This is a genomic window from Rhizobium sp. LjRoot258, assembly GCF_964254185.1.
Classification (GTDB): domain Bacteria; phylum Pseudomonadota; class Alphaproteobacteria; order Rhizobiales; family Rhizobiaceae; genus Rhizobium.
The window spans coordinates 991,987-1,018,138 of the sequence record NZ_CAXUST020000002.1 but is presented as its reverse complement, the minus strand read 5'-3'; the positions used below and the strand labels follow the sequence as shown (position 1 = coordinate 1,018,138).

Annotated in this window: 15 protein-coding genes; 7 read left to right on the top strand and 8 right to left on the bottom strand. The window is 59.1% G+C overall.

The features are described from left to right. Positions 1–9: 9 nt before the first annotated feature. The 4 genes from ACSQ9D_RS25605 to ACSQ9D_RS25590 form a co-directional block, all read right to left on the bottom strand. A complete protein-coding gene (locus ACSQ9D_RS25605; protein ID WP_436284663.1) occupies positions 10–1,044 on the bottom strand; it encodes a glycosyltransferase family 2 protein in 1,035 nt (344 codons plus the stop codon). Further along, a complete protein-coding gene (locus tag ACSQ9D_RS25600; protein ID WP_436284662.1) occupies positions 1,041–2,705 on the bottom strand; it encodes a Wzz/FepE/Etk N-terminal domain-containing protein in 1,665 nt (554 codons plus the stop codon). The genes ACSQ9D_RS25605 and ACSQ9D_RS25600 overlap by 4 nt, the downstream gene beginning before the upstream one ends. Before the next feature lie 5 nt (positions 2,706–2,710). Continuing rightward, positions 2,711–4,729: a glycosyltransferase gene (locus ACSQ9D_RS25595; protein ID WP_436285172.1), complete on the bottom strand. Its 2,019-nt coding sequence runs from the start codon at positions 4,727–4,729 to the stop codon at positions 2,711–2,713. 189 nt (positions 4,730–4,918) lie between these two features. Next, positions 4,919–5,554, bottom strand: coding sequence for a sugar transferase (locus tag ACSQ9D_RS25590; RefSeq protein WP_436284661.1), 636 nt, complete (start codon positions 5,552–5,554; stop codon positions 4,919–4,921). 380 nt (positions 5,555–5,934) lie between these two features. Between ACSQ9D_RS25590 and ACSQ9D_RS25585 the strand changes: the two genes are divergently transcribed. The 3 genes from ACSQ9D_RS25585 (at position 5,935) to ACSQ9D_RS25575 (ending at position 8,779) form a co-directional block, all read left to right on the top strand. Continuing rightward, positions 5,935–7,005, top strand: coding sequence for a glycosyltransferase (locus tag ACSQ9D_RS25585; RefSeq protein WP_436285171.1), 1,071 nt, complete (start codon positions 5,935–5,937; stop codon positions 7,003–7,005). Positions 7,006–7,153: 148 nt separating this feature from the next. Continuing rightward, complete coding sequence (locus ACSQ9D_RS25580) at positions 7,154–8,407, top strand: polysaccharide biosynthesis/export family protein (RefSeq protein WP_436285170.1); 1,254 nt, start codon at positions 7,154–7,156, stop codon at positions 8,405–8,407. 84 nt (positions 8,408–8,491) lie between these two features. Continuing rightward, a complete protein-coding gene (locus ACSQ9D_RS25575) occupies positions 8,492–8,779 on the top strand; it encodes a hypothetical protein (RefSeq protein WP_436284660.1) in 288 nt (95 codons plus the stop codon). Here the strand turns inward: ACSQ9D_RS25575 and ACSQ9D_RS25570 are convergent. Continuing rightward, a complete protein-coding gene (locus tag ACSQ9D_RS25570) occupies positions 8,776–9,789 on the bottom strand; it encodes an NAD-dependent epimerase/dehydratase family protein (protein ID WP_436284659.1) in 1,014 nt (337 codons plus the stop codon). The genes ACSQ9D_RS25575 and ACSQ9D_RS25570 overlap by 4 nt on opposite strands. Further along, on the bottom strand, positions 9,779–11,320 hold the full coding sequence (locus ACSQ9D_RS25565) for a GMC oxidoreductase (protein WP_436284658.1): 1,542 nt from the start codon (positions 11,318–11,320) through the stop codon (positions 9,779–9,781). The genes ACSQ9D_RS25570 and ACSQ9D_RS25565 overlap by 11 nt, the downstream gene beginning before the upstream one ends. Positions 11,321–11,608: 288 nt before the next feature. Between ACSQ9D_RS25565 and ACSQ9D_RS25560 the strand changes: the two genes are divergently transcribed. From ACSQ9D_RS25560 to ACSQ9D_RS25550, 3 genes are all read left to right on the top strand, one after another. Next, the gene (locus tag ACSQ9D_RS25560) at positions 11,609–12,754 is read left to right on the top strand and encodes a glycosyltransferase (protein WP_436284657.1); all 1,146 of its coding nucleotides are present in this window, start codon (positions 11,609–11,611) and stop codon (positions 12,752–12,754) included. Positions 12,755–12,853: 99 nt separating this feature from the next. Next, the gene (locus ACSQ9D_RS25555; RefSeq protein WP_436284656.1) at positions 12,854–13,717 is read left to right on the top strand and encodes a glycoside hydrolase family 16 protein; all 864 of its coding nucleotides are present in this window, start codon (positions 12,854–12,856) and stop codon (positions 13,715–13,717) included. 51 nt (positions 13,718–13,768) lie between these two features. Beyond that, positions 13,769–15,085: a UDP-glucose dehydrogenase family protein gene (locus ACSQ9D_RS25550; protein ID WP_436284655.1), complete on the top strand. Its 1,317-nt coding sequence runs from the start codon at positions 13,769–13,771 to the stop codon at positions 15,083–15,085. A gap of 72 nt (positions 15,086–15,157) precedes the next feature. Here the strand turns inward: ACSQ9D_RS25550 and ACSQ9D_RS25545 are convergent, their stop codons facing one another. Continuing rightward, positions 15,158–16,669: a hypothetical protein gene (locus tag ACSQ9D_RS25545; RefSeq protein WP_436284654.1), complete on the bottom strand. Its 1,512-nt coding sequence runs from the start codon at positions 16,667–16,669 to the stop codon at positions 15,158–15,160. Positions 16,670–17,057: 388 nt separating this feature from the next. Between ACSQ9D_RS25545 and ACSQ9D_RS25540 the strand changes: the two genes are divergently transcribed. Beyond that, a complete protein-coding gene (locus tag ACSQ9D_RS25540) occupies positions 17,058–17,366 on the top strand; it encodes a hypothetical protein (protein ID WP_436284653.1) in 309 nt (102 codons plus the stop codon). A gap of 85 nt (positions 17,367–17,451) precedes the next feature. Here ACSQ9D_RS25540 and ACSQ9D_RS25535 read toward each other — a convergent pair whose 3' ends face one another. Continuing rightward, entirely contained in the window at positions 17,452–26,052 is an 8,601-nt protein-coding gene (locus ACSQ9D_RS25535; protein ID WP_436284652.1) for a M10 family metallopeptidase C-terminal domain-containing protein, read from the bottom strand. Positions 26,053–26,152: the final 100 nt, after the last annotated feature.

Here is a 26,152-nt window from a genome sequence, read left to right as displayed (position 1 = left end):
AATCGGACCTTAAAGCAGTGAGCGTAGCAGGCCGGTCATCGAACGCTGGTTGGTATTCAGCCGGTACGAAAGCCCCTGTCGGGCGCGTCGGTTCGGCAGGATCGCCGTCAGAATCAAGAAGGCTACAAGTGCTGCCCTCGTTTTCATGGATCCGCCGTTTTCCCAGACACGTTGGAGGAGGCGAGCCAGGTGTCCGATCCGAACGGGTCGACCCTCTGCGACAGCCAAGTAGAACGATCGCTCCAGATAGAAATGCGTATCTTCGGCCCGGGCAAGATTTTCCGCCTGTGCCAGGGGCTCCAGAATTCGCCGCAGGTGATCCATTCGGGCCATAAAACGCGTCAGCTCGCGCCGTAGCAATTTAGCGTCAAGGGGGCGGCCGAGGCCAGAATCGTTTCGGTCGTGAACCCTGTAGCGGCCGAGTGCTTCCGACAGGCTGACAACGTCGCCAAGGAAAGGCACGGCAAAGAGAATGACGCCATCAACGGCGTTCTCATAGTCGGCCTCCTCGAGGAAGCGGCAGGCGTCGCGGCGAAAGACATTTCCCGATGTTGGCGGGGAAGCGTAGGTACCTGTTTTCAAAACGCGCGCAGCCAGTGCACGACGGTCGCGAAAAGCGGTCAGTTTCGGAACCGGCTGTCCAATGACTGCGCCGTCGCGATCGATGCGCACCAGGGGAAATTGCAGCTTTGCGACCCTATCGTCGAGTTTTTCAAGGATGATGGCGAGAGAACCCGGCTGCAGTTCGTCGTCGGCGTCAAGAAACAGGACAAACGGTGCCCGCGTCTTGCTCAGGCCATAAAGACAGGCCGCCCGTTGACCACTGTTTTCGATCCTGTATGCGCGGACACCGTGTTCCTGAATCACGCTCCAGGAAGTGTCGGTCGATCCGTCGTCGACAACGATCAATTCACACTCGTTACAGCTCTGATCAAGGACGCTCCTGATTGCGAGCGAAACGTATTCTGCGTAGTTCCAGCAGGTGATTATGACGGCAAGCCGCGGCACCGCCATGGTGTCGTCCGTCATGTCGGGCTCGGTCATGAACGCGCCTTGTTGATGACAGTCCCCACCACATTGGCGCCTGCCCGGCGCAGGAGCCGAATGCAGTCTCCTACGTCATCGATCGTCGTCTCGCCGGCCAACGCCAAGACAATCACGGCGTCAGCAAAGCTTGCCAGAGCCAGAGCATCCATTGAATTGTCAAGGGGCGGCAGATCGAGGACCACGTCGCCCCTTTGCCGCGCAGCATCGATGATTTGCTGAACTCGGGCATCACGGAAATCGGCAAAAAGGTTGGCATTGGTGTCCTTCGAGTGGATCGGCAGGACCGAAACCAAACCGACTTGATCGAAGGAGAGCTGACTGAACAAGATATTGGCGAATGCCGCACCGGCCAGCGATGTCGTTGGCGGGACCGAACCGTCCAGTGCCACTGGAACGTCGCGCGTTGCCGCCGCCTGGAAGAGCGTGACACCCCGGCCACTCCGGCTCATCAACTGGGCAAGAGCGGTGGAAAGTGTGGTTACCCCGGTTCCCGGGGACCAAGACACAACCGCCACCGCGATGCTTCGATCGTTGCGAAGGCTTGTACAGGCAATTTCGATCGAGGTGCGAAGGTCGTGAATCGCGGCAACAAAGCGTTGTTGCCGCGGGGTGTCGACGCGCCACGGTATCGCATTCGCGCCCGGAACATCCGGCACCGAACCGAGGCAAAGTATGCCCGTATCACGCGAGAGATCTTTGGTATCGCGCACCTTCCGGTCAAGCGCCAGATTGACCGCGATGAGACCTAGGCCGCTCAGCAGTCCCAGCAGGCCGCCAAGCGCTACAATCAGGGATTTGCGCGGACCTGAAGGGCTTAACGGTGGAAGGGCTGCACCAATCACCCGGGCATCCGCGTCTGGTACGGGGATCGCCGGCAGGGCTCCTGCGCGCATACCCTCCCGAGCTGCGTCGACCTGCAAGGCAAGGGCATCCAGACGCCCCTGCAGTGCATCCGTCCCGGCCCGCGCCGTTTCCTCCTTGAAGGACACGGCCTGAAACAGGTAGCCTGACACCACTCCATTGGCGACACGCGCCGGCAGAGCCGGGTCCGAGGCAGAGTAGCCGATTTCAATGACAAAGGATTGGCCAACGCGTCGCACATCGAGGCGTTGCGCGAAATTCAAGAACGCGGCGCGTTCGGCGTCGTTTGCAAGATCTGCGGTTTCGCCCGACGCTCGCGACACCTTGCCAGTCTCCAGTCCATCGGCGGGGCGAAACAACATCCGAACAAACGACACTATCGGGTCGAATGGACCGGCCGGGCGCGGGCCAAGTTCCGGCGTGTCCTTCAAATTGAGGCTGTCGAACACCGCTGAAAGCAGCCGCTCTGATTTGATCGTTTGCAACACACTGTCTGCACGAGTGCTATCCAAGGTTTGCTGAGCCCCCCACTCCTGGCCGGAAGCTGCCGATTGGCGCGGCTCAAGCAGGAGGGATGCCATGGCATTGTATGTCGGCGGCAGCGAGCGAGCATAAAGACCAGCCAACAACACGCCGGCAAGCGTGCAGACCAAAAGGGGTATCTTGTAGCGATAGCCAAGGGCAATCAGATAGCGAAGCAGGGCGATTGGGCCATCTTCGGTACCCTCGGATTGAACCTCGTTGAGCCGCCAGAGCCGAGCTGCAGGATCCAGGGGCCGCGGGTTGTTGAACATCATTGGGCCTAATGCCTCCGTGCGCGCAGTCTGATTGATTTTCTTGGTGAGATAGCTGCCGCCCGTTCCGGCTCCAGTCGCCCCCGCAATATGTCCGCGATCGCCAGAAGATTGCCCTTTACGCGCCCCTTCCTGTCGATGAAGGGCTCCGGCCAGACGGCTCGGCCGAAGTTGCTGGCTGTGTTGCGCAAAATGTGGTCGGCGACATTGGCAAGGGTCATCGTGCCCTTGCGCATCATGTAGAGTGGATTGACGACCTGCGAGTAGCCAAGCCGCTCGCCGCTGACCCTGCCATTCTTGGCGCCCATATGGGCACCGTATGCAAGCGACCACTTGATGAGACGGCCGCCGCCCTTTGCAAGGGTCGCGGCGAAATCGCGATCTTCAAGCCAGCCGTAGAGAACGAGCCGCTCATCGAACCGTATCTCATTGATGGCTGAAACGCGGAATGCCATATTGCAGCCGTAAGGACTGTAAGGCTCTGTCCAGCGAGGCGTCTGCCTTCCGGCCGCCGCGACGAGACGGACCGCCTCGTCAAAATCAATCCCTGGTCCCTTGATGCCATCGGCAACGACGTGACCCGTGAACCCGACGACCTGGCTCTCATCGCGGAAAACCCGTGCCGCCGAAGCCAACCAGTTTGCGTCGGCGACGAAATCGTCGTCAAAGAACGTCACGATCTCAATCCCCGGCTCAAGGTTGGCCAGGCCGGTATTGCGCTGGGCTGCAAGTCCTGGCGGGCCGGTCACCACCGTGACGCCGGAAAGCGAGCCAAGATCCCCGGCGTCAGCGAGCTCAACGCATGACACAATGACAGCCGCGGGTTTCAGGCTCTGCGTCGCCACGAAATGACGGACTGTGGCCGAGACGATTTCAGGTCGGCCGCGTGTGGCAAATATAACGGCGACTTCAGGCATCGATGGCCGCGCCGGCGCGTAGGTAGCCAGATCTGCGCCGGGCGATCTCAGCAAGTCCAGATATCCGCTTGCGGTTTGCCTCCAAGAAAATCCTTTAACCTGTTCGAGGCCCCGCCCCACAAGATCGTCGCGAAGGTCTTTCGAGTGTGCAATCGCGTGAATCTGATGGACCCAGGCGTCGGGCTCAAACGGCGTTGCCAGGAGCGCGGCATCGCCGCAGACCTCCGGCATGCTTGCGCAATTGGATGATACGACGGGGCATCCTCGCGCCATCGCCTCAACGATCGGAAGGCCAAAGCCCTCCGTCAGTGAGGGAAACGCCAGACACAAGGCATTGTCGAGGAAAAAGGCAAGATCGTCGTCCGAGACTCTGCCGGCAAAGTATACATTGGGCCGGCCTTGCAGGGCTTCCGGCGCGAAGATGCCATCGCCACCGCCGGCAATGATGATATCGATGCCGAGCTCATCCAGCCGCGGGGCAACATTGATCAGCAAGGCAAGATTTTTGTGGCGGGCGCGCGATCCAAGAGCGAGTACGAAAGGGCGTTGCTGGTTGCGAGAGACGACCAGGGTCGCTGCCGCAGTCGAAAGAGACGGGTCCCAACGCAGCGCATGCTCATGGCCGTTGGGCAAGATGGCAATATCCTTGAGCGAAACCGGCAAATGGCGGGCGATCTGACGCGCCGCCGCATGCGATACGGTTGCGATGCGAGCCGAGCGGCGGGCCAGAATCGGCTGAAGATTATGATAAACGGCCCGAAATGTGGCGCTATAGCTGCCTGGTGTCGCAAAAATGTTGGCATCATGGATACAGACAATTTGGTCACGTATGATGGCCGGCGCTGTATTGCACAGGTTCAGCAGCCGTCGGCCCCTGACATAATAGGGCAGCTCAAACTGCTCCCAAGCGTGCCCCGTCCCGCGGCCAGCCCTGACAACGGCCAACCGCAAAAATTCCGGATCCTTTGCGCTCCTCGGCGCCAGGACGCTCGTTTCGCTGGACGCGCCAGACTCGTCGAGGGCATGGAGGACGTTGCGAGCGTAGCGCTGCACGCCGGTCATTGTCTGTGCAAGGAAGCGGCCGTTGGTCACTGTCGCGGCATCGCTCATCGCAACACGCCTGGCCATGGATGACGTCGATGAGGGTATGGCACCAGCTACTCCAACATTAGAACCTGTATCTGGGCAAAGCGCTGCCCAAGGAAGCACGGCGACAGCACACCATCGTGCTCGGGCTATCGAAGCACGTTGAAAGGAATGAAAGTAACAAGGGCACGGCTGCCGCCGCGCCTCGAGGCCTCAGTAACTGCCGCGCGAGCGCAAAACTGCCGGGATGGTCTTCATCATGATCGATAGATCACCGGCGATGGTTTTTTCCCGGACGTAACGGACATCAAGTTGCACCCGTTCACGGTAACTGGTGTCGCTGCGCCCGCTGACCTGCCACAACCCTGTCAGACCCGGGCGAACCCTGATGTAGTCGGCAAAGTGGACGCCATAGAGCTCAGCTTCGCTTGCGACGATCGGGCGAGGACCGACGAGGCTCATACGCCCCTGAACCACATTCAGCAGCTGGGGTATTTCGTCGATACTACTCTTGCGAAGCAAGGCACCAAAGGGCGTGATGCGCGGATCGTTCCTGAGCTTGCGAGTGGTGTTCCACTCTTCCTCAAGATGCGGATTGGCCGCGAGATGGCGCGCGAGCACTTCATCCGCATCCCTGACCATGGTCCGGAACTTCAGGCAAGGAAACATCACACCGTTCTTGCCGATCCGCCGATGCGCGATGAAAATCGGCCGGCCCTGCAACACGAGCAAGATGGCGATGATCATCAGGATCATTGGAGATAGTACAAGCAATCCAATAGCGGCTAAGCTGGCATCGATGGCATACTTGCATGCGGCGGAAGCACCATTCTTCACCGCATCGGTCATCCGCGAGCCCTCCCCGCGATTTGTCTTGCTGAGTCTGTCGAAACTTCGACCGAGATCAATTTGCCGCATCTGCGTACTCCCCATGTAAAGAACAGGTCTCGGACATGCAGAAATGCCGAATTGGCATGCATAAGGAAGTTAACAAGGATTAAACGAATTGACAATAAGTTTATTGCATTGCACTATAAAACTGTGAGACGGGGCTAAACGACAGCACTTCATACAAAAATACTGTCGCATTCCACAAATAAGACCCATTTAAGTTTGCATAAAAACACTTAGACGAACTGCCTCCGCTTTACGCCCTGCAATAATACCGATTGTGTCAAATCGTGGAGTGTGGCGTGCGAGTTGCAATCATACATTACTGGCTCGTGGGAATGCGTGGTGGCGAGAAGGTTCTCGAAGCGCTTTGCGACATCTTCCCAGATGCTGACATATATACACATGTGTGTGATCTCGCGGCCATTTCGGACAAGCTGAAGACCCATAAGATCCAGACCACCTTCATTGGCGCACTGCCCTATGCCAGAAAAATGTACAAGAAGTACTTGCCGCTGATGCCAATGGCGCTCGAGCAGATCGATCTTGGCGCCTACGACCTTGTGATCAGCAGCGAGTCGGGACCGGCAAAAGGCATCATCCCAACCTCCCCGGCCCTGCACGTCTGCTACTGCCATTCGCCGATGCGCTACATCTGGAACATGTACAACAGATACTATGACAGTTCCGGCCTCATGACGCGCCTGATGATGCCGCCTCTGGCGCACTATCTGAGGACCTGGGATGTCGCAACGGCCAATCGCGTCGATGATTTTGTCGCGAACTCGGCAACCGTTGCCCAACGCATCAGGCGCTATTATCGCCGTGATGCTTCGGTCATCCATCCACCGGTCGATACGACTGCCTTTGCCCCCGTTTCACGCTCCGAGGTCGGCGACTATTACCTGATGGTCGGCGAACTCGTGAGCTACAAGAGACCGGATTTGACCGTGGAGGCCTTCAACCGCCTGAAAGCCAAGCTCGTCGTCATCGGCGGTGGCGAAATGCTCGATCGGCTTCGGCGGATAGCAGGTCCGACCGTGACAATTCTGGGGTCGCAGCCGTTCGACGTTCTCAAGCATCACTATGCGCGTTGCAAAGCGCTGGTGTTTCCAGGTGAGGAAGATTTCGGGATTGTCCCGGTCGAAGCGATGGCCAGCGGCCGACCGGTTATTGCATTTGGGCGTGGAGGCGCGACCGAAACCGTCGTTGCCAACAAGACAGGCGTCTTCTTCGCAAATCAGACGGTGGAAGAACTGATTGATGCGGTTGAGCGGATCGAGCGATTGGATTTCAATCCCGCAGATGCCGTGTCGCGCGCTGCAGACTTTCGCCGCGATGTCTTCATCAGCCGCTTCCGCGCCTTCGTCGAGCGGGCCACCGGCACCGAGCTTGCGCTTCGCGCCTAACGGCCGGAACGCACGAGGATTAACTGCGTCACGGAGTAGAAGCATGCACGACCGATGCCCGAGATGGTTTGACGAATGTCTGAGGGTGCTCAGGGCATTTGTTCGTTGGGCGGCAGCGGCATGCCTGATCTTTTGCACGAGCGCGGCAATGGCTGAGGATTACATCCTCGGCCCTCAGGACGTATTGAAGATACGCGTTTTCGAATGGCGACCAAGCACTGGAACAGCGTTCGAATGGGTGCCGCTCACGGGTGATTTTTCTATCTCAGCGGCCGGGAATCTGTCGCTTCCGATCATCGGTACCATTCCGGCGGAGGGCAAGACGCTCGAACAGGTGTCTGCAATGATTGGCGAGAGGCTCCAAAATCAAGTTGGACTACAGAAGCGTCCTAACGCCGCAGTGGAAATCGCATCTTATCGGCCGTTTTTTGTCACAGGCATGGTCGCCACTCCCGGGAAATACAACTTCAGCCCGGGATTGACCGTCGTGCAGGCGCTAAGCATGGCCGGCGGCATCGGACCGGTCGATGCGAACGTGATTTCATTACAGCGCGACGCCTTGTCTGGACGCGGCGATCTGCGGGCGCTGGAGGCGGAGCGCCTTGAGCTTGTTGCGCGCCAGGCGCGCGTCGACGCAATTCTCGCGAATGCAACAGACGTCACCTTTCCTTCGGAACTGATGTCTGAGCAGGGGCAGCCCAGAATTGCCAAGATGATGAAAGAAGAGCGCGCGCTCTTCGACATGCGCGCCCGTTCGATGGACACCGAGATCGATGCGCTCAATCGGGCGAAATTGCTTGCGCTCAACCAGATCGATGCGTTGAAAGCAAAATCCGCCTCACTCGCAAAGCAGATTGAGCTCGCCAACAAGGATGTTGGATCCGTCAACAAGCTGATAACGCAAGGGCTGACCGTATCGGCTCGCCAACTGGGGGCCAATCAGAACCTCGCCGAACTCGAAAGCCGCAACCTCGATGTCTCGCTGGCCATTTTGAAGACGCAGCAGGACATGACCAAGGTCGACCAGGATATCGGCGATGTCCGCAACCGCTATCGGATCGATACCCTCACCGAAGCCGCCCAACTGCGTGACCGTTTTGCTTCCAATGCCGAAAAAATCGCGACCGAGCGTGATCTTTTGAGAAACCTGGAGGTGCGAGCCCCTGCCGCGATGGCTGCTCTGGAGGAAGACAAGGAAAGCTATGGCTTTGTAACGACGATCAACCGCGTCATCGACGGCAGCGTGGAAAGTCTTATTGTCAGCGACAACGACCCTGTATCACCCGGCGACGTCATACGCGTTGAACGTCGGGAGCAAACGCCCCCCGCCGCGAGCGTCAATAGTACCGAAGAGGCTGCCCCAGGAGCTGGTCGTCGTCGCGTCGCACGTGCCGGCGAATAAGGCGGCCTCAATTCAGACTTGCGTCCGCCTCGCATATATCAGATGATAGCTGCCGGGGTATGGGATGGAGGTCGGAGCAACCATATGGCGTGGGCGCTTCTTTTTTCTTTTGTGATCGGTGCGATCTGCGCGCTGCGCATGCCAATCCTCGTTTTCACCCTTGTCGTTGTTGCCGTGATGCTGACCTGTGCAATCGCCAGCTATTCCACCGGGAGCACTTTTCTGCACGCGATTGGATGGGGATTGATCTTTGCCGCTGTCCTTGAGGCTGGCTATCTCTTCACGCACGGTGTCCTTTATTTCCTCTATGCCCGGCGCTCGAACAATGAGCGTACCTCCCGCAAAGTTCAATCCAAGTATTCTGCCGATTAAGCAGGCTCTTCGCCAAACCCCTGCTGCGGCCGATGGTGCGCTTCGAGGCGCAACTGCCCGAGCGCAAGCTCTTCGGCCTTTGCCATTCCAAACCGAAAACGATAGCCCGCGGCCTTGAGCCTATCGTTCGAGAACCGCATTCGCCAGAGCGGGCTCCTCAATGGAAGCGTTCGAAAGCGCAGGAAGTCGTGCAGCCAATCCGCGATCCAGGGAAAGGCGACTGTGCGAAAGCGCTGATCGCCGGTGACAGCGAAGGCTTTTCGCATGAAGTCAACGTGGCGGGGTGCCGGATAATCGTCTTCCGCCAGATTGTAAACGCTGACGCTGCCGGGTTGTGACTGCCCCGCAATGCCGCGGCGCATGAACCAGATCAAAGCATCGGAGACGTCGCCTACATAGATGTGATGGGCATGGCGGTGAGCAGCAAGCATGCGTTTTATCGGATTCCAGTCACGCACACTGATCATTTGGGAAATATCGACCACGACGGCTGGACGAAGGATCACATAGCGAACCTTTTGAGCCACGTCGCGCAGCGCCAATTCGCCGGCAAGCTTGGTGCGTCCATACTCGCGCACATAGTCAAGTGCCCAATACTCGGACGGTACGTCGCGATCAGGTGTCAGAACCTCGGATTCCTCGTCTACCTCAACTGAGCGGCCACTACCGTAGACCGACACCGAACTTGCGTAGCAGAATACGGGAACATTCGCGCGCTCCGCAGCAGCGGCCAGGGCTCGTGTCGCCTCGACGTTGACCTGCTTCATACGGTCCTTCTTGCCGAGTTCAGCTGCAAGGTGAATGATGGCGTCGCAGCCAGCGACCAGGTCGTCGTAGTCGGGATTTCCGAGAAAGTCGACCTTTCGCCAGTCCACCCCTTCGCCCTCGGCACTGGCTCGTGGGCGCGACGTCGTCGCCCGTACGCGATAGCCGCGCTCGAGCAAATCGGCCGCCACAATCCGTCCTATGCGACCCGTGGCACCGGTCACGAGAACTGTGTTAGCCAGCATTGGCGGTCACCTCGGCTGGGACCGATCTTGCCATCCTGGCTTTCACATGGTCAGCCAGTCGAACGGCCATCGCGACAATCATTTGCGTCGGATTGCAGTGACCTGCTGTCGGGAAGACAGAACTGCCGGAAACGAACAGCCCCCTTACGCCATGAACCTCACAATTGGCGTCGACGACACCTTTGCCGGGATCAGACGACATGCGCGTCGTACCCGTTGGGTGGGCGACATCGACAAAGTTTTGAGGGATTTCGGCCCTCTCACGCACCCAAGCGGCCAGCGTTGGTTCAGGTAGCCCCAGCCTGGCCAATTCGGCTGCCACGAGTTCGGCCATCCGATGCATGGTGCGGGCCTCGTCGGGATGGCTGCGCCAATCAACCCTTGGCAGCCTCATGCCAAGGCGATCGCACCGATCAGACAGGGTGACGCGACTGTCTGCATCCGGGACCTGCTCGCACATGCAGTCCAGCGTCAGGTTCTCCAGCTTGCGCGGAACACCATTTCGAGCCCCGAAGTAGTCCCTCGCCCCGCGGATCATCAACCCGCTATTAAGGATCAGGCTGATGGCGTCCCGCGGCAATCGCGGTGAGCGGCCGGCAAAGCGTCTGAGGGCGTCCCACGGATCATCTGGCGCGATGGCCTCACCAAGCCATGCGGCACAGTTGAGGAGCGCTTCCCGTCTCTGGATGTCGGGGCTCAGCCTCAGGCCGGCACGGAAGAAACGACCCTTGACATTGTAACGACCAAAACGGCGCTGCACGGCTTCGGAGCCGGCCAGCTTGAAAAATGCCGTTGGTCCGCGCAAATGATCCATAAGATAGCGCCCGACCTGGTCGCGATCATTGCCGAGACCGGCACGAGCGCCTTTCTTCGAATTCAGGAGGATGCGGGCATTCTCGATACCACCGGCGCAAAGCGCGATCGCCGAGGCGGCCAGCATGTGCTTGCGGCCGTCAAGCGTCGAAAATTCGAGGCCGCGCACAGCCGACGCCGCTTCGTTCGCCACGATGCGCTGCACGGTCGCACCCGTCACGAGCGTAATGCTCGCGCCGAGACGTGCCGGTAGATGACGCCCGAAGCGCATATACTCGAATGGATAAGATTCGGCATCGTCCCGACTGAACTGCCAGAAAAATGGCAGCAGAAATTCCGGGTCGACGTCCGTTCCAGGTGGTTTTTTGTTTGCAATGTCCCAGAACCGCTGATCGCTGAAACCGCTTCCGACGGCGAGGCCAAGGTAGTCGGCACTGCGATCGAGATAGGGGATAATTTCCTTCATCCCGATCGGCCAGCCCGAGAAGGGCACCCACGCGCGCTCTTCGAAATCAATGGCGTCGAAGCCGGCGCATCGCCCGCCCCAAGTGTGCGAACTTCCACCGAGGATGCGGTTGCGAACCGACCACTGGTCTTTTGCGCGCGGCCGCCCGACATTCTCGATGTCATCAAGGGCGTCAATGTCGGACTGACGCTCCAGCCCGCCACTTTCCAGAAGGACGACCTTCAGGCCCGAATTGGAAAGCTCCTGTGCCATTGTGCTTCCTGCCGGACCAGACCCGACAATGCACAAATCGCATTTGAGAAAGGGAAGTACAGTTTCCCCGCCAGCCGACTGCAAATCAATAATAGCCATCGTGACTGCGCACCTTTATTGTTGCATTTTGCACTGCAATGAATAACTATTCCGGCAAGTCAACAATATTTCTTCGTTCCGACAGTCAAATGACAGCGGCTCGATTAAGGGCGTTTCCCAGGCATTTTCTGACATAACTTTTCTATACCATAACTACGCAAATCGATCGGTTCAAGAGGACGTAGAAAGATGGAAGTAGCAGCTGACGTGTTGAGACAGAGTGATGCCGTTCTGCCCGACACCCGCCGCAAGATTCTCTACATCCAGCCCGGCACGCATTCCTTTGCGGGAATTGAGCGCGTCGTGGATACGATCTGCAGCAATATCACTGAAAGATATGGCGACGATTTCGAGGTCGACGTGCTCTATACGACGAGCCACAAGAACCGACCGGCAACGCGCATGTACAATGTCATCGATCGACGTCCGCGCAGTCGACTGGAACTGATGCAAACATTCCGGGACGTCATCAGGAGCAAGGATTACAGCCTTGTCGTGGTGCCACAGATCGAGCCAGCCGTGATCGCGATGGCCTCATGTATTGGCCTGAGGCGTAATTTTGCCGTTCACCTGCATGGCAATCCGCACCGCGAACGCAGCCACATGAAAGCCCGCGTCCTGTTCTTTCTCATGAAGGCTTTTTTTCTCCGGCGCGCCTCTTGCGTATTCGGGACGTCGCCGCGACAGCTCGAATCGTTCAAGTCAATGTTTTCCGGCCCGACCCCGCTTTATTGGGTTCCAAATCCGGTTCGCAAATTCGAAGGCATCGACAACGACGTCGCTCGCGGGGAAGATGGTCATGTGACCTTTGTGAATGTCGGTCGGTTTTCTCACCAAAAGGGCCAGGACATCCTGCTCCAGGCCTTTGCCGAACTTTATAAGGTTCGCAAGAACGTCAGGCTCAAAATAGTCGGACATGGCGCAGACGAACCAGAATTGCGACGAACTATCCGACGTCTTGGTCTGGACGAGGTCGCGACCATTGAGCACCATCCTGACAACCCTCAACCAGCCCTGACGACAAGCGACATCTACGTGTCGACGTCACGCTGGGAAGGCTGGTCACTTGTCATTTGCGAGGCATTGCGTTTCGGCCTACCTGTTATTGCCACAGATTGCGAGTTCGGGCCTAGCGATATTCTGGTCGATGAGCGTCTTGGACGCTTGGTGGCAGCCGAGGGCGAAAAGGCGCTGGTCGATGCGATGGTCTATTATTGTGATCATCTCGACGCCGAAAGGGCAAGCGCACGATTCCGGCAAGCGTTTATCGACCGCTTCAGTATCGAAAACGTCGTGCAGATCCACGCCGATGCGCTGCGCGCTGCAGCTCGTTAGTGCCCAATGAACTCCCAAGCGATGAGGTTTCAGATGCAGGAATCGAGCTTGTCCCGACGACACTTCGTCAAGGCCTCCACTGTTCTCTTTGGCATCAGCATGGGCCTGCCGTATCGATCGGCGCGCGCGGCGACGACGGATCCGACGGTTGGCAAAAAACTCGTCTTCGACGACAATTTCAATACGATCGACTGGTCGATATGGAACGCAGGCCCGAAGGCAACAACCCACGACCCCGGTTTTTACGGACGTTCGGCATTTGCGCGGAAAACCGGCGAGGAAGGCTTTAACCCATACGCAATCGTCGATGATCCACAGGCGACGGACGGCAAGGCGCTGCAAATATCGGCCAAGTACATCGGCAAGAGCATGTCGGTTCCACATTACTACGGCAACCTGCTCAGCGAATTCCAATGGATATCGGGCAACCTTCAGACCGGCCGCAGGGACGGCGTCGTCAATAAGGGGTGGCGTACGGGCTACTTCGAGGCGAGGATGCTGTTTCCCAGGCATCCGCTGACCTGGCCGGCTTTCTGGCTAATGAACGGGCACAGTATTCTGGCGCCAAAGACCAGCATCGAACTGGATGTTGTGGAGCACAAGGGGTGGGAGCCCACTGTCTACGGCGCCTATTTGCACGAGTGGGGTGAACCCGGACAGCATCATGAGGGTACAGGCGTGACGACAGACGTCGATATGACGCAAGGCTATTGCCGGTATGGGATACTTGTCGACGAAACGAAGTGCGTGCCGTATTTCGAGAGAAAGCCCGTCATCGACACGCGGACGGGTTTGCCCGCCAATTGGCCCATTCACCGTTCAGCTGACCTCGACGTCGACGGCGATGTGTTCTGGCCGCTCCTCACGCTGGCTCTGCGCAGCGACGTTCGCTACCCACAAGACTTAAAGCCAGAGCAGTTGATTACCGAGATGCGGGTTGATTACTTCCAGGCCTATCAATAACGGCCGACACACCGCTGCATTGGCCCGATCACTGTCCCAGGGAATGAATCCATGCGTATTGTGATGATTGGCTCGGGCTATGTCGGCCTTGTCTCCGGTGCCTGCCTCGCCGATTTCGGCCACCATGTCACCTGTGTCGACAAGTCCGCCGCGAAGATCGACGCCCTCGAAGCCGGCAAAGTTCCGATTTTCGAACCCGGTCTTGATAACATCATCGACCATAACCGCACCGCCGGTCGCTTGGATTTTTCGAAGGAGCTGGCGGCATCCGTTGCGGCGGCTGAGGTCGTCTTCATCGCCGTCGGCACGCCGTCGCGGCGCGGCGATGGCCATGCCGACCTGAGTTACGTCTATGCGGCCGCCCGCGAGATCGCCGCTGCGGTCTCCGGCTTCACGGTCGTCGTCACCAAGTCAACGGTTCCCGTCGGCACCGGCGATGAGATCGAGCGCATCTTCCGCGAGGAATTCCCCGAGAAGGATATTTCGGTCGTTTCCAACCCGGAATTCCTGCGAGAAGGCGCCGCAATTACCGACTTCAAGCGCCCGGATCGCATCGTTCTTGGCACCGACGAGCCGCGCGCCGTGGACGTCATGCGTGAGGTCTATCGCCCGCTCTACCTCAATGAAGCACCGCTCTATTTCTGCGAACGCCGCACCTCCGAGCTGATCAAGTACGCGGCCAACGCCTTCCTGGCGATGAAGATCACCTTCATCAACGAGATCGCCGACCTTTGCGAACAGATCGGCGCCGACGTGCAGAAGGTGGCCAAGGGCATCGGCATGGACAAGCGCATCGGCGACAAGTTCCTGCATGCGGGCCCCGGCTACGGCGGTTCGTGCTTTCCCAAGGATACGCTGGCGCTGGTCAAGACCGCGCAGGATTATGACAGCCCGGTTCGCCTCATCGAGACGACGGTCGCCATCAACGACAACCGCAAGCGCGCCATGGGCCGCAAGGTCATCGCCGCCTGCGACGGCAATGTTCGCGGCAAGAAGATTGCAATCCTCGGCCTGACCTTCAAGCCGAACACCGACGACATGCGTGATGCGCCATCGATCACTATCATCCAGGCCCTGCTGGACGGCGGCGCCAACGTCCACGCCTACGATCCGGAAGGCATGGAGATGGCAAAAGAGGTCATCGACCCGATCACCTGTGGCAACGACCCCTACGAGACTGCCGAGGGCGCGGACGCGATCGTCATCGTCACCGAATGGGACGAATTCCGGGCGCTCGATCTCAAGCGGATGAAGTCGCTGGTGAAAACCCCGAGGATCGTCGACCTGCGCAACATCTATCCCGTCGCCGAGGTGACCAAGCACGGCTTTGCCTATTTCGCCATCGGAAAGCAGGCCGAGAAGAAATAGAGACACGCCGAAGGCTCCCGGAGCGCGACCTATCCGAAATTTTCATCCGCGACCTTTCGGGCGCCAGGCATGTCAGTGTCTTATTCGATCGGGTGTGGCGGCCGAAACGTGGTCGCTTGAGCTGCCTGACCGTGGACTGGCTGTCGGTGGCCGCGGCCCAAAAGCGTTTTCGAGGTCAGCCGGCTTACCGGATCCGCCTCGAAGAGACAGGAGGGGTGCGGGCAAACGAGCCTGCGCGGGATTGCAACTTGCTAGGCCGGCGAGAATGAAAAAATGCAAGCCAAGATCAACCGTGGGGCCGGCCACGCATGCTCCAACGAGAAGACACAGGCACCCGTTGCGCGAGGCCAGCCGCACGTCGGACTCAAACGTTCGCGCGGGGCCAGGCAACCGTACCAGGGCCGATAGCGTGAACAACAGGAAAAAGAACGCGCCCGGCACGCCAACATTGGACAATACGGCTATTGGGAAGCTCGAGGTTCGCGCCGTGCCCAGTCCGACGCCAAGTCCCGAAGAATCCCAAAAATTCTGCAATCCGTAGGTGTTCCAAGATCCTCGCTCTGCCGCCGAATTCGACGTCGCCTTATTCAGCACCAGCACGTCGACGTAGTCGCGAATGTCCTGGTAGAGGTCCCTATGAAGGATCACGAAGAGCGTGATCACGACCACGATCGCTGGAGCAACCAGCACGAAGGCGGTGGCGTGACGGCTTCCGCGCGCGACACCGCATCGGAAGAGTGCTGTCCAATAGAGGATCACCAAGCAGACCGGTGTTGCGACAAGCCCGGTGGAGGACGTCGACATAACGATCAGAGCAAGTGACGCGAAGGCAAGCGGGCCTGTCCAGGTGTTCTTTCTCGCACAAAGCCACAATGTCCCGGTAAAGCCAAGTGCACCCAGAGTCGTCCCCGCGAAAGCCGATGCCTCCGGGAACGAGCCAACGATGCGCTTCATGCCGTTGACGCTGTCATTTTCATGGAATGTGTACTGCGCATTGCGCATGAATTGGAGCAGTTCCTGCGTCCCCGTCGCACTCGTTGCCAAGTCGAGCAAAGCGAACAGCACGTTGAAGGCGGCATAGGCGACAAGCCCATTGACGAGTGCATTGAAGCCCGCTCGGGTTGACCCGACCGTGGCAATTAACAAGAAACATAAAAGGTCCGCGATCAGATAGATCGTCTGCGTGAAATTGCTGGATACGGGCCCGAGCGGAACGGCGCCGCGCGTCGACGGGTATTCAGATATGCCAAGCGGAATGATCCAGCTTTGTCCCGCAAGCAGTCTTGGCAAGAAATAGGCAGTCACTGCTCCGTAAACGACAAGGCACGCCAGCCAAAAACCCGCTTTGCCGAAGCCGAGCATTTTCACCGCGATCTCGGAGCGTCCGCGATTGGTAAGAGTTGCCACAGCAAGAAACAGCAGAAACAGGTGCGCAGGTGGAATACTTGCCGAGCCGGCGATGACCGCCGCGGCCGATCCGAATACGGTCAATACCACGAAAATCATGGCGGTCGACGCGTATCCGAGTGCGAGGCCGAAAAGGCCTAACGCCAGCGTGAATAGTCCTATCGGCTCAACGCTCATCCTCTCTCACCGGATATTGACGACGTTGCTATGTTGCGACGCACACTATGCGCGTTGCGCGAATTTGGAAAGGTATAAATTGCGTTGCCACAATTTATAGACGCAAAAAAATCGAGAGCAAGCCAAAATTGGATAAATCATTCCTTGTCGCGATCAATATTCAATCACCACAAAGCAACAATGATCAGAATTTTTCTGCGTTGACATCTTATTGATTTCGCATTTACATTTATAAACACGTCATTCGACAAGTATACAACGTCGATATTCGCCGTCGGATTGCTCTGCTTTATTGTTCTGACGGAAAGCGATCTGGTGGCAAACGACGACCACCGCTTTGCTAGGAACGGCCACCGTTCTTCAAACAGCAAAAATGATGCTCTGCACCATGAAGGACTTCGCGATGCCAAGCTCTGCGCCTCACATCCCAAAGAGCCTGAATAGAGGAATAGAACAAGGTTTTAAAAGCGATACGACCAAGCTGGCTCGCTTCACGGCCATGATGCGTGCTCCCGGCGTCTATGTCAGAATGCTGTTGGTCGTGGCAGCGTTCTGCCTGTTCTGCTACCTTCACTACGACAGTGTCACCACGGCACTTTACTACGGCCTCATTTGCCTCGTCCTGATGCAGGTAGGCTACGTCGGCGGCGTCTTATATCTCATTTGGCAAGAAAGCGCCCACCGTCGCAAGAAATAGAGCTTGGTCAGGGCAAACCGTCGATGACCGTGGATCCCATCGGAAAAAACATATCCGGTCCAGAAAGAGATGCGTCGGGCGAAGATCATGCAAATAGGAAATCCGCCGACTGCAGGCTCGACACGGCCACGTTCTTCAGCGTGATAGTGTTGTTCGCATCGGCTGTGATGATCGTGTCACTGCCAGAGTCGATTGATGCAGCAAGAAGTGCTGCCCAATCGGCAAAAACGGTAAGATCGATCCTAATCGTGTCATGCGCCGAACCAGTTGCCACGAAGTCCCTGATCGTGTCGTGACCCCAATTTGGCGAATAGACGAAGAAGTCTGCCGCGAATCCACCCTCGAGTATGTCATCGCCCGCGCCACCCGTCAGAGTGTTTGAACCGACTGAACTGCCCTTGATCAAATTATCGAGCGCATTGCCTGTCCCGGTAAAGGCTGCGAAGCCGTCGCCGACCGACCACAGGTTTTCGACGTTTTCTGCCAATGTGTAATTGGTGAGAGACGTCTGCACTCGGTCGATGCCCGCGTTGGCGTTTTCGATGACGGCAACGCCGGCGTCGTTAACGACGTAATAATCGTCCCCCAGACCGCCGATCAGGGTGTCGCCCCCCCAGTCACCGTTTAGCACATCGTTGCCGTTGCCGGCGGTGATCGTATTGGAGAGCGCGTTGCCGATGCCAGTGAAGTCAGCGGTGCCAGTGTAGACGAGGTTCTCGACATTGGCAGCAAGCGTCAGGCGCGCGAGCCCGGTCATCACCGTGTCGGTGCCTTCGTTTGCCGCCTCGGTGACGACGTCGCCAGTGTTGTCGACGATGTAGATGTCGTTGCCGACGCCACCGACCAGCGTGTCGGCGCCGGCGCCACCGTCCAGCGTGTCGTTGCCGGCACCGCCGGTGATCGTGTTGACGAGGTTATTGCCGGTCCCGGTGAAATCGCCGGTCCCGGTGAAGGTCAGGTTCTCGACGTTGGCAATGTCGGTCAGCGCATAGGCAGAAAGCGCCGTCTTGATCAGATCGGTGCCTTGATTGGTGGCTTCGGTGACGGCATCGGCCAAATCATCAACGATGTAAGTGTCATTGTCGGCACCACCAATCAGAATGTCTGCTCCTGCCTTTCCGTCCAGCGTATCGTCACCAACTCCCCCGTTCAGCTTGTCGTTGCCGACACCGCCGGTGATCACGTTCGCCCCGGCGTTGCCAGTGCCGGCAAAGTTGCCGGTGCCGGTATAGGACAGGTTCTCAATGTTGGCCAGGTCGGCGATCGAGTAGGTCGCAAGCGACGTCTTGATCTCGTCAGTGCCTGCGCTTGCCGCCTCGATGACAAAATCGCCTACGCTATCAACAATGTAGACGTCGTTGCCGGTGGCGCCGATGAGCATGTCATTGCCGGCGCCACCGTCCAGGGTGTCGTTGCCGGCACCTCCGATCATAAAGTTGGCAAGGCTGTTTCCTGTTCCGGCAAATTCTGCGGTACCTATGTAAGCCAAGTTCTCGACATTGGCAGCAAGCGTATATCTTGCCAGCGCCGTCCTGACCGAATCGGTGCCTTGATTGGCGGCTTCAATGACGACGGCGGCCAGATCATCAACAAAGTAAGTGTCGTTTCCGGCACCGCCAATCAGTATGTCTGCGCCGGCCTTTCCGTCGAGCATATCGGCACCTGCTGCACCTCTGATCGTGTTGTTGAGGTCGTTGCCCGTGCCGGTAAAAGCCACCGTGCCTGTGTAGGTCAAGTTCTCGACGTTGGCAGCAAGCGTATAGCTTGCCAGCGCCGACTGCACGGTGTCGGTACCTTCATAGGCATTTTCGGTGATAACGTCGGCGGCGTTGTCAACAACATAGGTGTCGTTGCCCATCCCGCCTATCAGCGTGTCGGCGCCAGCCCCGCCGTTCAGGATGTCGTTGCCGACACCGCCGGTGATCGCGTTCGCGAGCGCGTTGCCGTTGCCGGCAAAGTTGCCGGTGCCGGTATAGGTCAGGTTCTCGACGTTGGCCAGCGCCGCGATCGAATAGGTGGCAAGGGCCGTCCTGACCTCGTCAGTGCCTGCGCTTGCCGCCTCCGTGATTAGGTCGCCAGTGTTGTCGACGATGTAGATGTCGTTGCCATTGCCGCCGATCAATGTGTCGACGCCGGCGCCGCCGTCCAGCGTGTCGTTGCCTGCAGCCCCCGCGAGCCTGTCGGCAGCAACACCGCCCTTGATGACGTTGTCGAGCCCATTGCCGGTGCCGGTGAAGGCTGCCGCGCCCGTTGACGTCAGGTTCTCGACATTGGCAGCCAGCGTGTAGGCCGCCAGGTTCGTCTTAACGGTATCGATGCCCTCACCGGCATTCTCGACGACGATATCGCCGGTGCTGATGACATAGGTGTCGTCACCCGCGCCGCCCCTCAGCGTGTCGATCCCCGTCCCACCGGTCATGATGTTGTTCAGCGCATTGCCGTTGCCGGCAAAGGCGGCCGTGCCGGTGGAGGTGAGGTTCTCGACGTCGGCGCCGAGCGTATAGCTTGCAAGGTTCGTCTGAACCATGTCGATCCCCTCGTCGGCGCTTTCGGCGACCGTGTCGCCTGCATTGTCCACAATGTAGAGATCATTGCCGGTGCCCCCGGAAAGCACGTCCGCTCCGGCGCCACCATTCAGCCTGTCGTCGCCGGCGTCACCAGAGAGCGTGTCGTTGCCAGCCCCGCCAGTGATTGTGTTGTCGAGGCTGTTGCCTGCGCCGGTGAAACTGCCGCTGCCGGTGAAGGTCAGGTCTTCGACGTTGTCGATCGCCACCAGCGAATAGCTCCCAAGATCGGTCTTGATGCCATCGGTTCCGCCCCCGGACGCCTCGACCACGACGTCGTCCATTGCATCGACAATATAGGTATCGTTACCGGCGCCGCCGATCAGCGTATCGGCGCCTGCCTGGCCATCAAGCGTATCGACCCCTGTACCGCCAGTGATAACATTGGCTGCGGCATTGCCGGTGCCGATGAAGGCCGTCATGCCCGTATAGGTCAGGTTCTCAACGTTCGTGCCGAGTGTATAGCTCGCAAGCACCGTCCGGACGGTATCCGTCCCCTCGTCCATGTCCTCGATTGCGACGTCGGTCGCAACATCGACGACATAGGTGTCGTCGCCCACTCCACCCGACATCCTGTCCGATCCCGCACCGCCAATTAGCGTGTCATCGCCCGCGCCACCGTTCAAATTATCGGCGCCCGCCGCTCCTGTGAGGATATTGTTCAGCCCATTTCCGGTTCCCGTAAACGCTACCGTTCCCGTGTAGGTCAGGTTCTCGACGTCAACGAGCGCGGCCAGCGAGTAGCTGGCGAGCGCGGTCCTGACCGTATCGATCCCCTCATCGGCGTTTTCGGTGACGACGTCGCCGGCACCGTCGACGATGTAGGTGTCGTTGCCCGCCCCGCCGATCAAGGTGTCGGCGCCAGCCCCGCCGTTCAGCGTGTCGTTGCCGGCACCGCCGGTGATCGTGTTGGCAAGCGCATTGCCGGTGCCGATAAAGTTGCCGGTGCCGGTGTAGGTCAGGTTCTCAATGTTGGCCAGCGCCGCGATCGCGTAGGTGGCAAGCGACGTTTCGATCTCGTCGGTGCCCGCACTTGCAGCTTCAGTGATGACGTCGGCGGCGTTGTCAACGATGTAGATGTCATTACCTGCACCGCCGATCAGCGTGTCGGCGCCGGCACCCCCGTCCAGCGTGTCGTTGCCGGCACCGCCGGTGATGATGTTGACCAGGGCATTGCCGGTCCCGATAAAGTTGCCGGTGCCGGTGTAGGTCAGGTTCTCGACGTTGGCAATATCGGTCAGCGCATAGGAAGACAGCGCCGTCTTGACCAGATCGGTGCCTTGATTGGCGGCTTCGGTAACGACGTCGGCCAGGTCATCAACAAGGTAAGTGTCGTTGCCGGCACCGCCAATCAGTATGTCGGCTCCGGCCTTTCCGTCCAGCGTGTCGGCGCCTGCCGCGCCCCTGATCGTGTTGGCAAGCCCATTTCCGGTTCCCGTAAACGCTACCGTTCCCGTGTAGGTCAGGTTCTCGACGTCAACGAGCGCGGCCAGCGAGTAGCTGGCGAGCGCGGTCCTGACCGTATCGATCCCCTCGTCGGCGTTTTCGGCGACGACGTCGGAAGCGTTGTCGACGATATAGGTGTCGTTGCCCGTCCCACCGATCAGCGTATCGGCGCCAGCCTTGCCGTCGAGCGTATCGTCGCCACCACCGCCCGACAAGGTGTCGATGGCCGCGCCGCCGGTGATCGTGTTGTTGAGGTCGTTGCCGGTGCCGGCAAAAGCCGCCGTGCCGGTGTAGGTCAGGTTCTCGACATTGGCGGCCAGTGCATAGCTTGCCAGCGCCGTCTGCACCGTGTCGGTGCCTTCGCCGGCATTTTCGGTGACGACGTCGGAAGCATTGTCGACGATGTAGGTGTCGTTGCCCGTCACGCCGATCAAGGTGTCGGCGCCAGCCCCACCGTTCAGCGTGTCGTTGCCGGCACCGCCGGTGATCGCGTTGGCAAGCGCATTGCCGGTGCCGATAAAGTTGCCGGTGCCGGTGTAGGTCAGGTTCTCAATGTTGGCCAGCGCCGCGATCGCGTAGGTGGCAAGCGACGTTTCGATCTCGTCGGTGCCCGCACTTGCAGCTTCAGTGATGACGTCGGCGGCGTTGTCAACGATGTAGATGTCATTACCCGCACCGCCGATCAGCGTGTCGGCGCCGGCACCCCCGTCCAGCGTGTCGTTGCCGGCACCGCCGGTGATGATGTTGACCAGGGCATTGCCGGTCCCGATAAAGTTGCCGGTGCCGGTGTAGGTCAGGTTCTCGACGTTGGCAATATCGGTCAGCGCATAGGAAGACAGCGCCGTCTTGACCAGATCGGTGCCTTGATTGGCGGCTTCGGTAACGACGTCGGCCAGGTCATCAACAAGGTAAGTGTCGTTGCCGGCACCGCCAATCAGTATGTCGGCTCCGGCCTTTCCGTCCAGCGTGTCGGCGCCTGCCGCGCCCCTGATCGTGTTGGCAAGCCCATTTCCGGTTCCCGTAAACGCTACCGTTCCCGTGTAGGTCAGGTTCTCGACGTCAACGAGCGCGGCCAGCGAGTAGCTGGCGAGCGCGGTCCTGACCGTATCGATCCCCTCATCGGCGTTTTCGGTGACGACGTCGCCGGCACCGTCGACGATGTAGGTGTCGTTGCCCGCCCCGCCGATCAAGGTGTCGGCGCCAGCCCCGCCGTTCAGCGTGTCGTTGCCGGCACCGCCGGTGATCGTGTTGGCAAGCGCATTGCCGGTGCCGATAAAGTTGCCGGTGCCGGTGTAGGTCAGGTTCTCAATGTTGGCCAGCGCCGCGATCGCGTAGGTGGCAAGCGACGTTTCGATCTCGTCGGTGCCCGCACTTGCAGCTTCAGTGATGACGTCGGCGGCGTTGTCAACGATGTAGATGTCATTACCTGCACCGCCGATCAGCGTGTCGGCGCCGGCACCCCCGTCCAGCGTGTCGTTGCCGGCACCGCCGGTGATGATGTTGACCAGGGCATTGCCGGTCCCGATAAAGTTGCCGGTGCCGGTGTAGGTCAGGTTCTCGACGTTGGCAATATCGGTCAGCGCATAGGAAGACAGCGCCGTCTTGACCAGATCGGTGCCTTGATTGGCGGCTTCGGTAACGACGTCGGCCAGGTCATCAACAAGGTAAGTGTCGTTGCCGGCACCGCCAATCAGTATGTCGGCTCCGGCCTTTCCGTCCAGCGTGTCGGCGCCTGCCGCGCCCCTGATCGTGTTGGCAAGCCCATTTCCGGTTCCCGTAAACGCTACCGTTCCCGTGTAGGTCAGGTTCTCGACGTCAACGAGCGCGGCCAGCGAGTAGCTGGCGAGCGCGGTCCTGACCGTATCGATCCCCTCGTCGGCGTTTTCGGCGACGACGTCGGAAGCGTTGTCGACGATATAGGTGTCGTTGCCCGTCCCACCGATCAGCGTATCGGCGCCAGCCTTGCCGTCGAGCGTATCGTCGCCACCACCGCCCGACAAGGTGTCGATGGCCGCGCCGCCGGTGATCGTGTTGTTGAGGTCGTTGCCGGTGCCGGCAAAAGCCGCCGTGCCGGTGTAGGTCAGGTTCTCGACATTGGCGGCCAGTGCATAGCTTGCCAGCGCCGTCTGCACCGTGTCGGTGCCTTCGCCGGCATTTTCGGTGACGACGTCGGAAGCATTGTCGACGATGTAGGTGTCGTTGCCCGTCACGCCGATCAAGGTGTCGGCGCCAGCCCCACCGTTCAGCGTGTCGTTGCCGGCACCGCCGGTGATCGCGTTGGCAAGCACATTGCCGGTGCCGATGAAGGTGGCTGATCCGGTGTAGGTGAGGTTCTCGACGTTGGCCAGCGCCGCGATCGAGTAGGTCGCAAGCGACGTCCGGACCGTGTCCGTCCCCTCGTTCGTGTTCTCGATCACAATGTCCGTCGCAACATCGACCACGTAGATGTCGTCGCCCACCCCGCCCGACATCGTGTCGGAACTAGCGCCCCCGATCAATGTGTCGTTGCCCGCAGCCCCCATGAGCCTGTCGGCAGCAAGGCCGCCCTTGATGACGTTGTCGAGCGCATTGCCGGTGCCTGCAAAGGCTGCTGTGCCGGAGTAAGTAAGATTTTCGACATTGGCACCCAGTGTGTAGGCGGCCAGGCCCGTCTTGACGGTGTCGATTCCCTCGTCGGCATTTTCGACGACGATGTCACCGGTGCTGATGACATAGGTGTCGTCACCTGCCCCGCCCCTCAGCGTGTCAACCCCTGCCCCGCCGGTCATGATGTTGTTCAGCGCATTGCCGGTACCGGCGAAAGCCGTCGTGCCGGTGTTGGTGAGGTTCTCGACGTCGGCACCCAGTGTGAAGCTCGCGAGGTAGTACGACTGCACGTACACCGTATCGGTACCCTCGTCGGCATTTTCGGCGACTGTATCCCCGGCACTGTCAACGACATAAATGTCGTTGCCGGTGCCGCCGGAAAGCGAGTCCGCTCCGGTCCAACCATCCAGCCAATCGTCGCCGGCGTCACCAAAGAGTGTGTCTGCTCCGGCGCCACCACTCAGCCAATCGTTGCCGGCATCACCGGAGAGCGTGTCGTTGCCAGTCCCGCCAGTGATCATGTTGTCGAGGCTATTGCCTGCACCGGTGAAACTGCCGCTGCCGATGAAGGCCAGGTTCTCGACGTTGTCGATGGCCGCCAGGGAATAGCTTGCAAGAGCGGTCTTGATGTCATCGTTGCCGCCGGCGGACGCCTCGACCACGACGTCGCCGAGAGTATCGACGGTGTAGGTATCGCTACCCGCTCCACCGATCAGCGTGTCGGCGCCGGCGCCGCCATTCAGGGAATCGGACGCTGCCCCGCCAGTGATCACATTGGCCGCGGCATTGCCGGTGCCGAAAAAGTTGCTGGTGCCCGTATAGGTCAGGATCTCGACGTTGGTGCCGAGTGTATAACTCCAAAGTGTCGTCCTGACCGTGTCCGTCCCCTCGTCCGCGTTCTCGATCACGACGTCGTTCGCAACATCGACGACATAGGTGTCGTCGCCCACCCCGCCCGACATCCGGTCCGATCCGGCACCGCCGTTCAATGTGTCATCGCCGGCACCGCCGGTAAGCGAATCATTTCCGGCATTGCCCCACAGGGTGTTGTTCACCTCGTTGCCGATAATCGTATCGCTGCCGGAGCCTGCCTGAACATTCTCGATCAGCGATGCAAGGTTGTCGTGATAAAGAAGCGCATTGAAAATGTTACCGCGAGCATAGCCATTGTTCGGGCCGCCTCCCAGATCGGCCAGTTGGAGTTGGGAAAAGACCGAGTAGCTCCCTGGTCGCAGGTCGATTTTAAGACCAGTGGTATAGGCGCTCAGATCATAGGTGTCGACGCCGCCGCCGTCCCAGATTGTTGCGAAGATCCTGTTGGCATCGGGCGTGATGGCCGCGACCCCATTGACGTAGGTGATGCCCTCGTTCGGCTTCCACTTGTAGACGGTATTGCCACTGTTGGTCGTGTAATCTGCACCATACATTTCCTGTAGGGCGGCGATGTCGAGCATCATGAAGGTCTGTGGCGCACCATTCTGCTCGTATTTGTAGCCAGTCGCACTGTCTCCGACATATGTGCGGTAGGTCATGATCGTATATTCGACGGAATCGTAGGCGTCGGGCACGATCACCGAATTGTTTGTGTCCGCCTCATGACCATGTTTCAGACCGAGGGCGTGACCCAGTTCATGCGCCAATGTATGGCCTGCATAGTTGCCGAACTCCGGATAGCGATAATCATCGGCCGTCCAAGCATATGCCGTCCCGAACCAGATATCGCCGCTGCTGCTTCCAGTACCTGGTTCATAGGCCCATGCCGTATCAGGAAGCCACGACTCGGCAAACCGCACCGTTGCGGTGTCCGCGCCGCCCGCCACGAAATTGGCGTTCGTAAATCCCTCCACTGAGAAGCCGTCATTTGCCGTGTTTCCGTAGGATTGCTCCATAAGGAACAAGGCAAAAGAGCGCTGTTGCGAAGAAATCGAAGAAAAATCGTAATCTTTCTCGCCGCTATCGGAGTATGACGTCGGGCTCGTGGGAAACGCATAGGTTATCGTGCCGTCCCAGGCATAGCCGCTGATAACGCCATCAATTTTCTGATCCCCCGTCAGGTTGACGTTCTTTGTGGGAGTAATAATGTCCGTCATGAAATCACCGCTTGCTTATGCCACCTTACCGTGCGTTGGACCGGTTCACCTCCCCACGCGCACGACGCTCGGCTGAAAATTGAAATTAGGCCCGGCCACC

What these genes read in the sequence shown, in the direction of transcription:
- ACSQ9D_RS25605 (WP_436284663.1), bottom strand. Translation starts at nt 1,044, where the DNA reads ATGACCGAGCCCGACATGACGGACGACACCATGGCGGTGCCGCGGCTT.
- ACSQ9D_RS25600 (WP_436284662.1), bottom strand. Translation starts at nt 2,705, where the DNA reads ATGATGTTCAACAACCCGCGGCCCCTGGATCCTGCAGCTCGGCTCTGG.
- ACSQ9D_RS25595 (WP_436285172.1), bottom strand. Translation starts at nt 4,729, where the DNA reads ATGAGCGATGCCGCGACAGTGACCAACGGCCGCTTCCTTGCACAGACA.
- ACSQ9D_RS25590 (WP_436284661.1), bottom strand. Translation starts at nt 5,554, where the DNA reads ATGACCGATGCGGTGAAGAATGGTGCTTCCGCCGCATGCAAGTATGCC.
- ACSQ9D_RS25585 (WP_436285171.1), top strand. Translation starts at nt 5,935, where the DNA reads ATGCGTGGTGGCGAGAAGGTTCTCGAAGCGCTTTGCGACATCTTCCCA.
- ACSQ9D_RS25580 (WP_436285170.1), top strand. Translation starts at nt 7,154, where the DNA reads ATGGCTGAGGATTACATCCTCGGCCCTCAGGACGTATTGAAGATACGC.
- ACSQ9D_RS25575 (WP_436284660.1), top strand. Translation starts at nt 8,492, where the DNA reads ATGGCGTGGGCGCTTCTTTTTTCTTTTGTGATCGGTGCGATCTGCGCG.
- ACSQ9D_RS25570 (WP_436284659.1), bottom strand. Translation starts at nt 9,789, where the DNA reads ATGCTGGCTAACACAGTTCTCGTGACCGGTGCCACGGGTCGCATAGGA.
- ACSQ9D_RS25565 (WP_436284658.1), bottom strand. Translation starts at nt 11,320, where the DNA reads ATGGCACAGGAGCTTTCCAATTCGGGCCTGAAGGTCGTCCTTCTGGAA.
- ACSQ9D_RS25560 (WP_436284657.1), top strand. Translation starts at nt 11,609, where the DNA reads ATGGAAGTAGCAGCTGACGTGTTGAGACAGAGTGATGCCGTTCTGCCC.
- ACSQ9D_RS25555 (WP_436284656.1), top strand. Translation starts at nt 12,854, where the DNA reads ATGGGCCTGCCGTATCGATCGGCGCGCGCGGCGACGACGGATCCGACG.
- ACSQ9D_RS25550 (WP_436284655.1), top strand. Translation starts at nt 13,769, where the DNA reads ATGCGTATTGTGATGATTGGCTCGGGCTATGTCGGCCTTGTCTCCGGT.
- ACSQ9D_RS25545 (WP_436284654.1), bottom strand. Translation starts at nt 16,669, where the DNA reads ATGAGCGTTGAGCCGATAGGACTATTCACGCTGGCGTTAGGCCTTTTC.
- ACSQ9D_RS25540 (WP_436284653.1), top strand. Translation starts at nt 17,058, where the DNA reads ATGAAGGACTTCGCGATGCCAAGCTCTGCGCCTCACATCCCAAAGAGC.
- ACSQ9D_RS25535 (WP_436284652.1), bottom strand. Translation starts at nt 26,052, where the DNA reads ATGACGGACATTATTACTCCCACAAAGAACGTCAACCTGACGGGGGAT.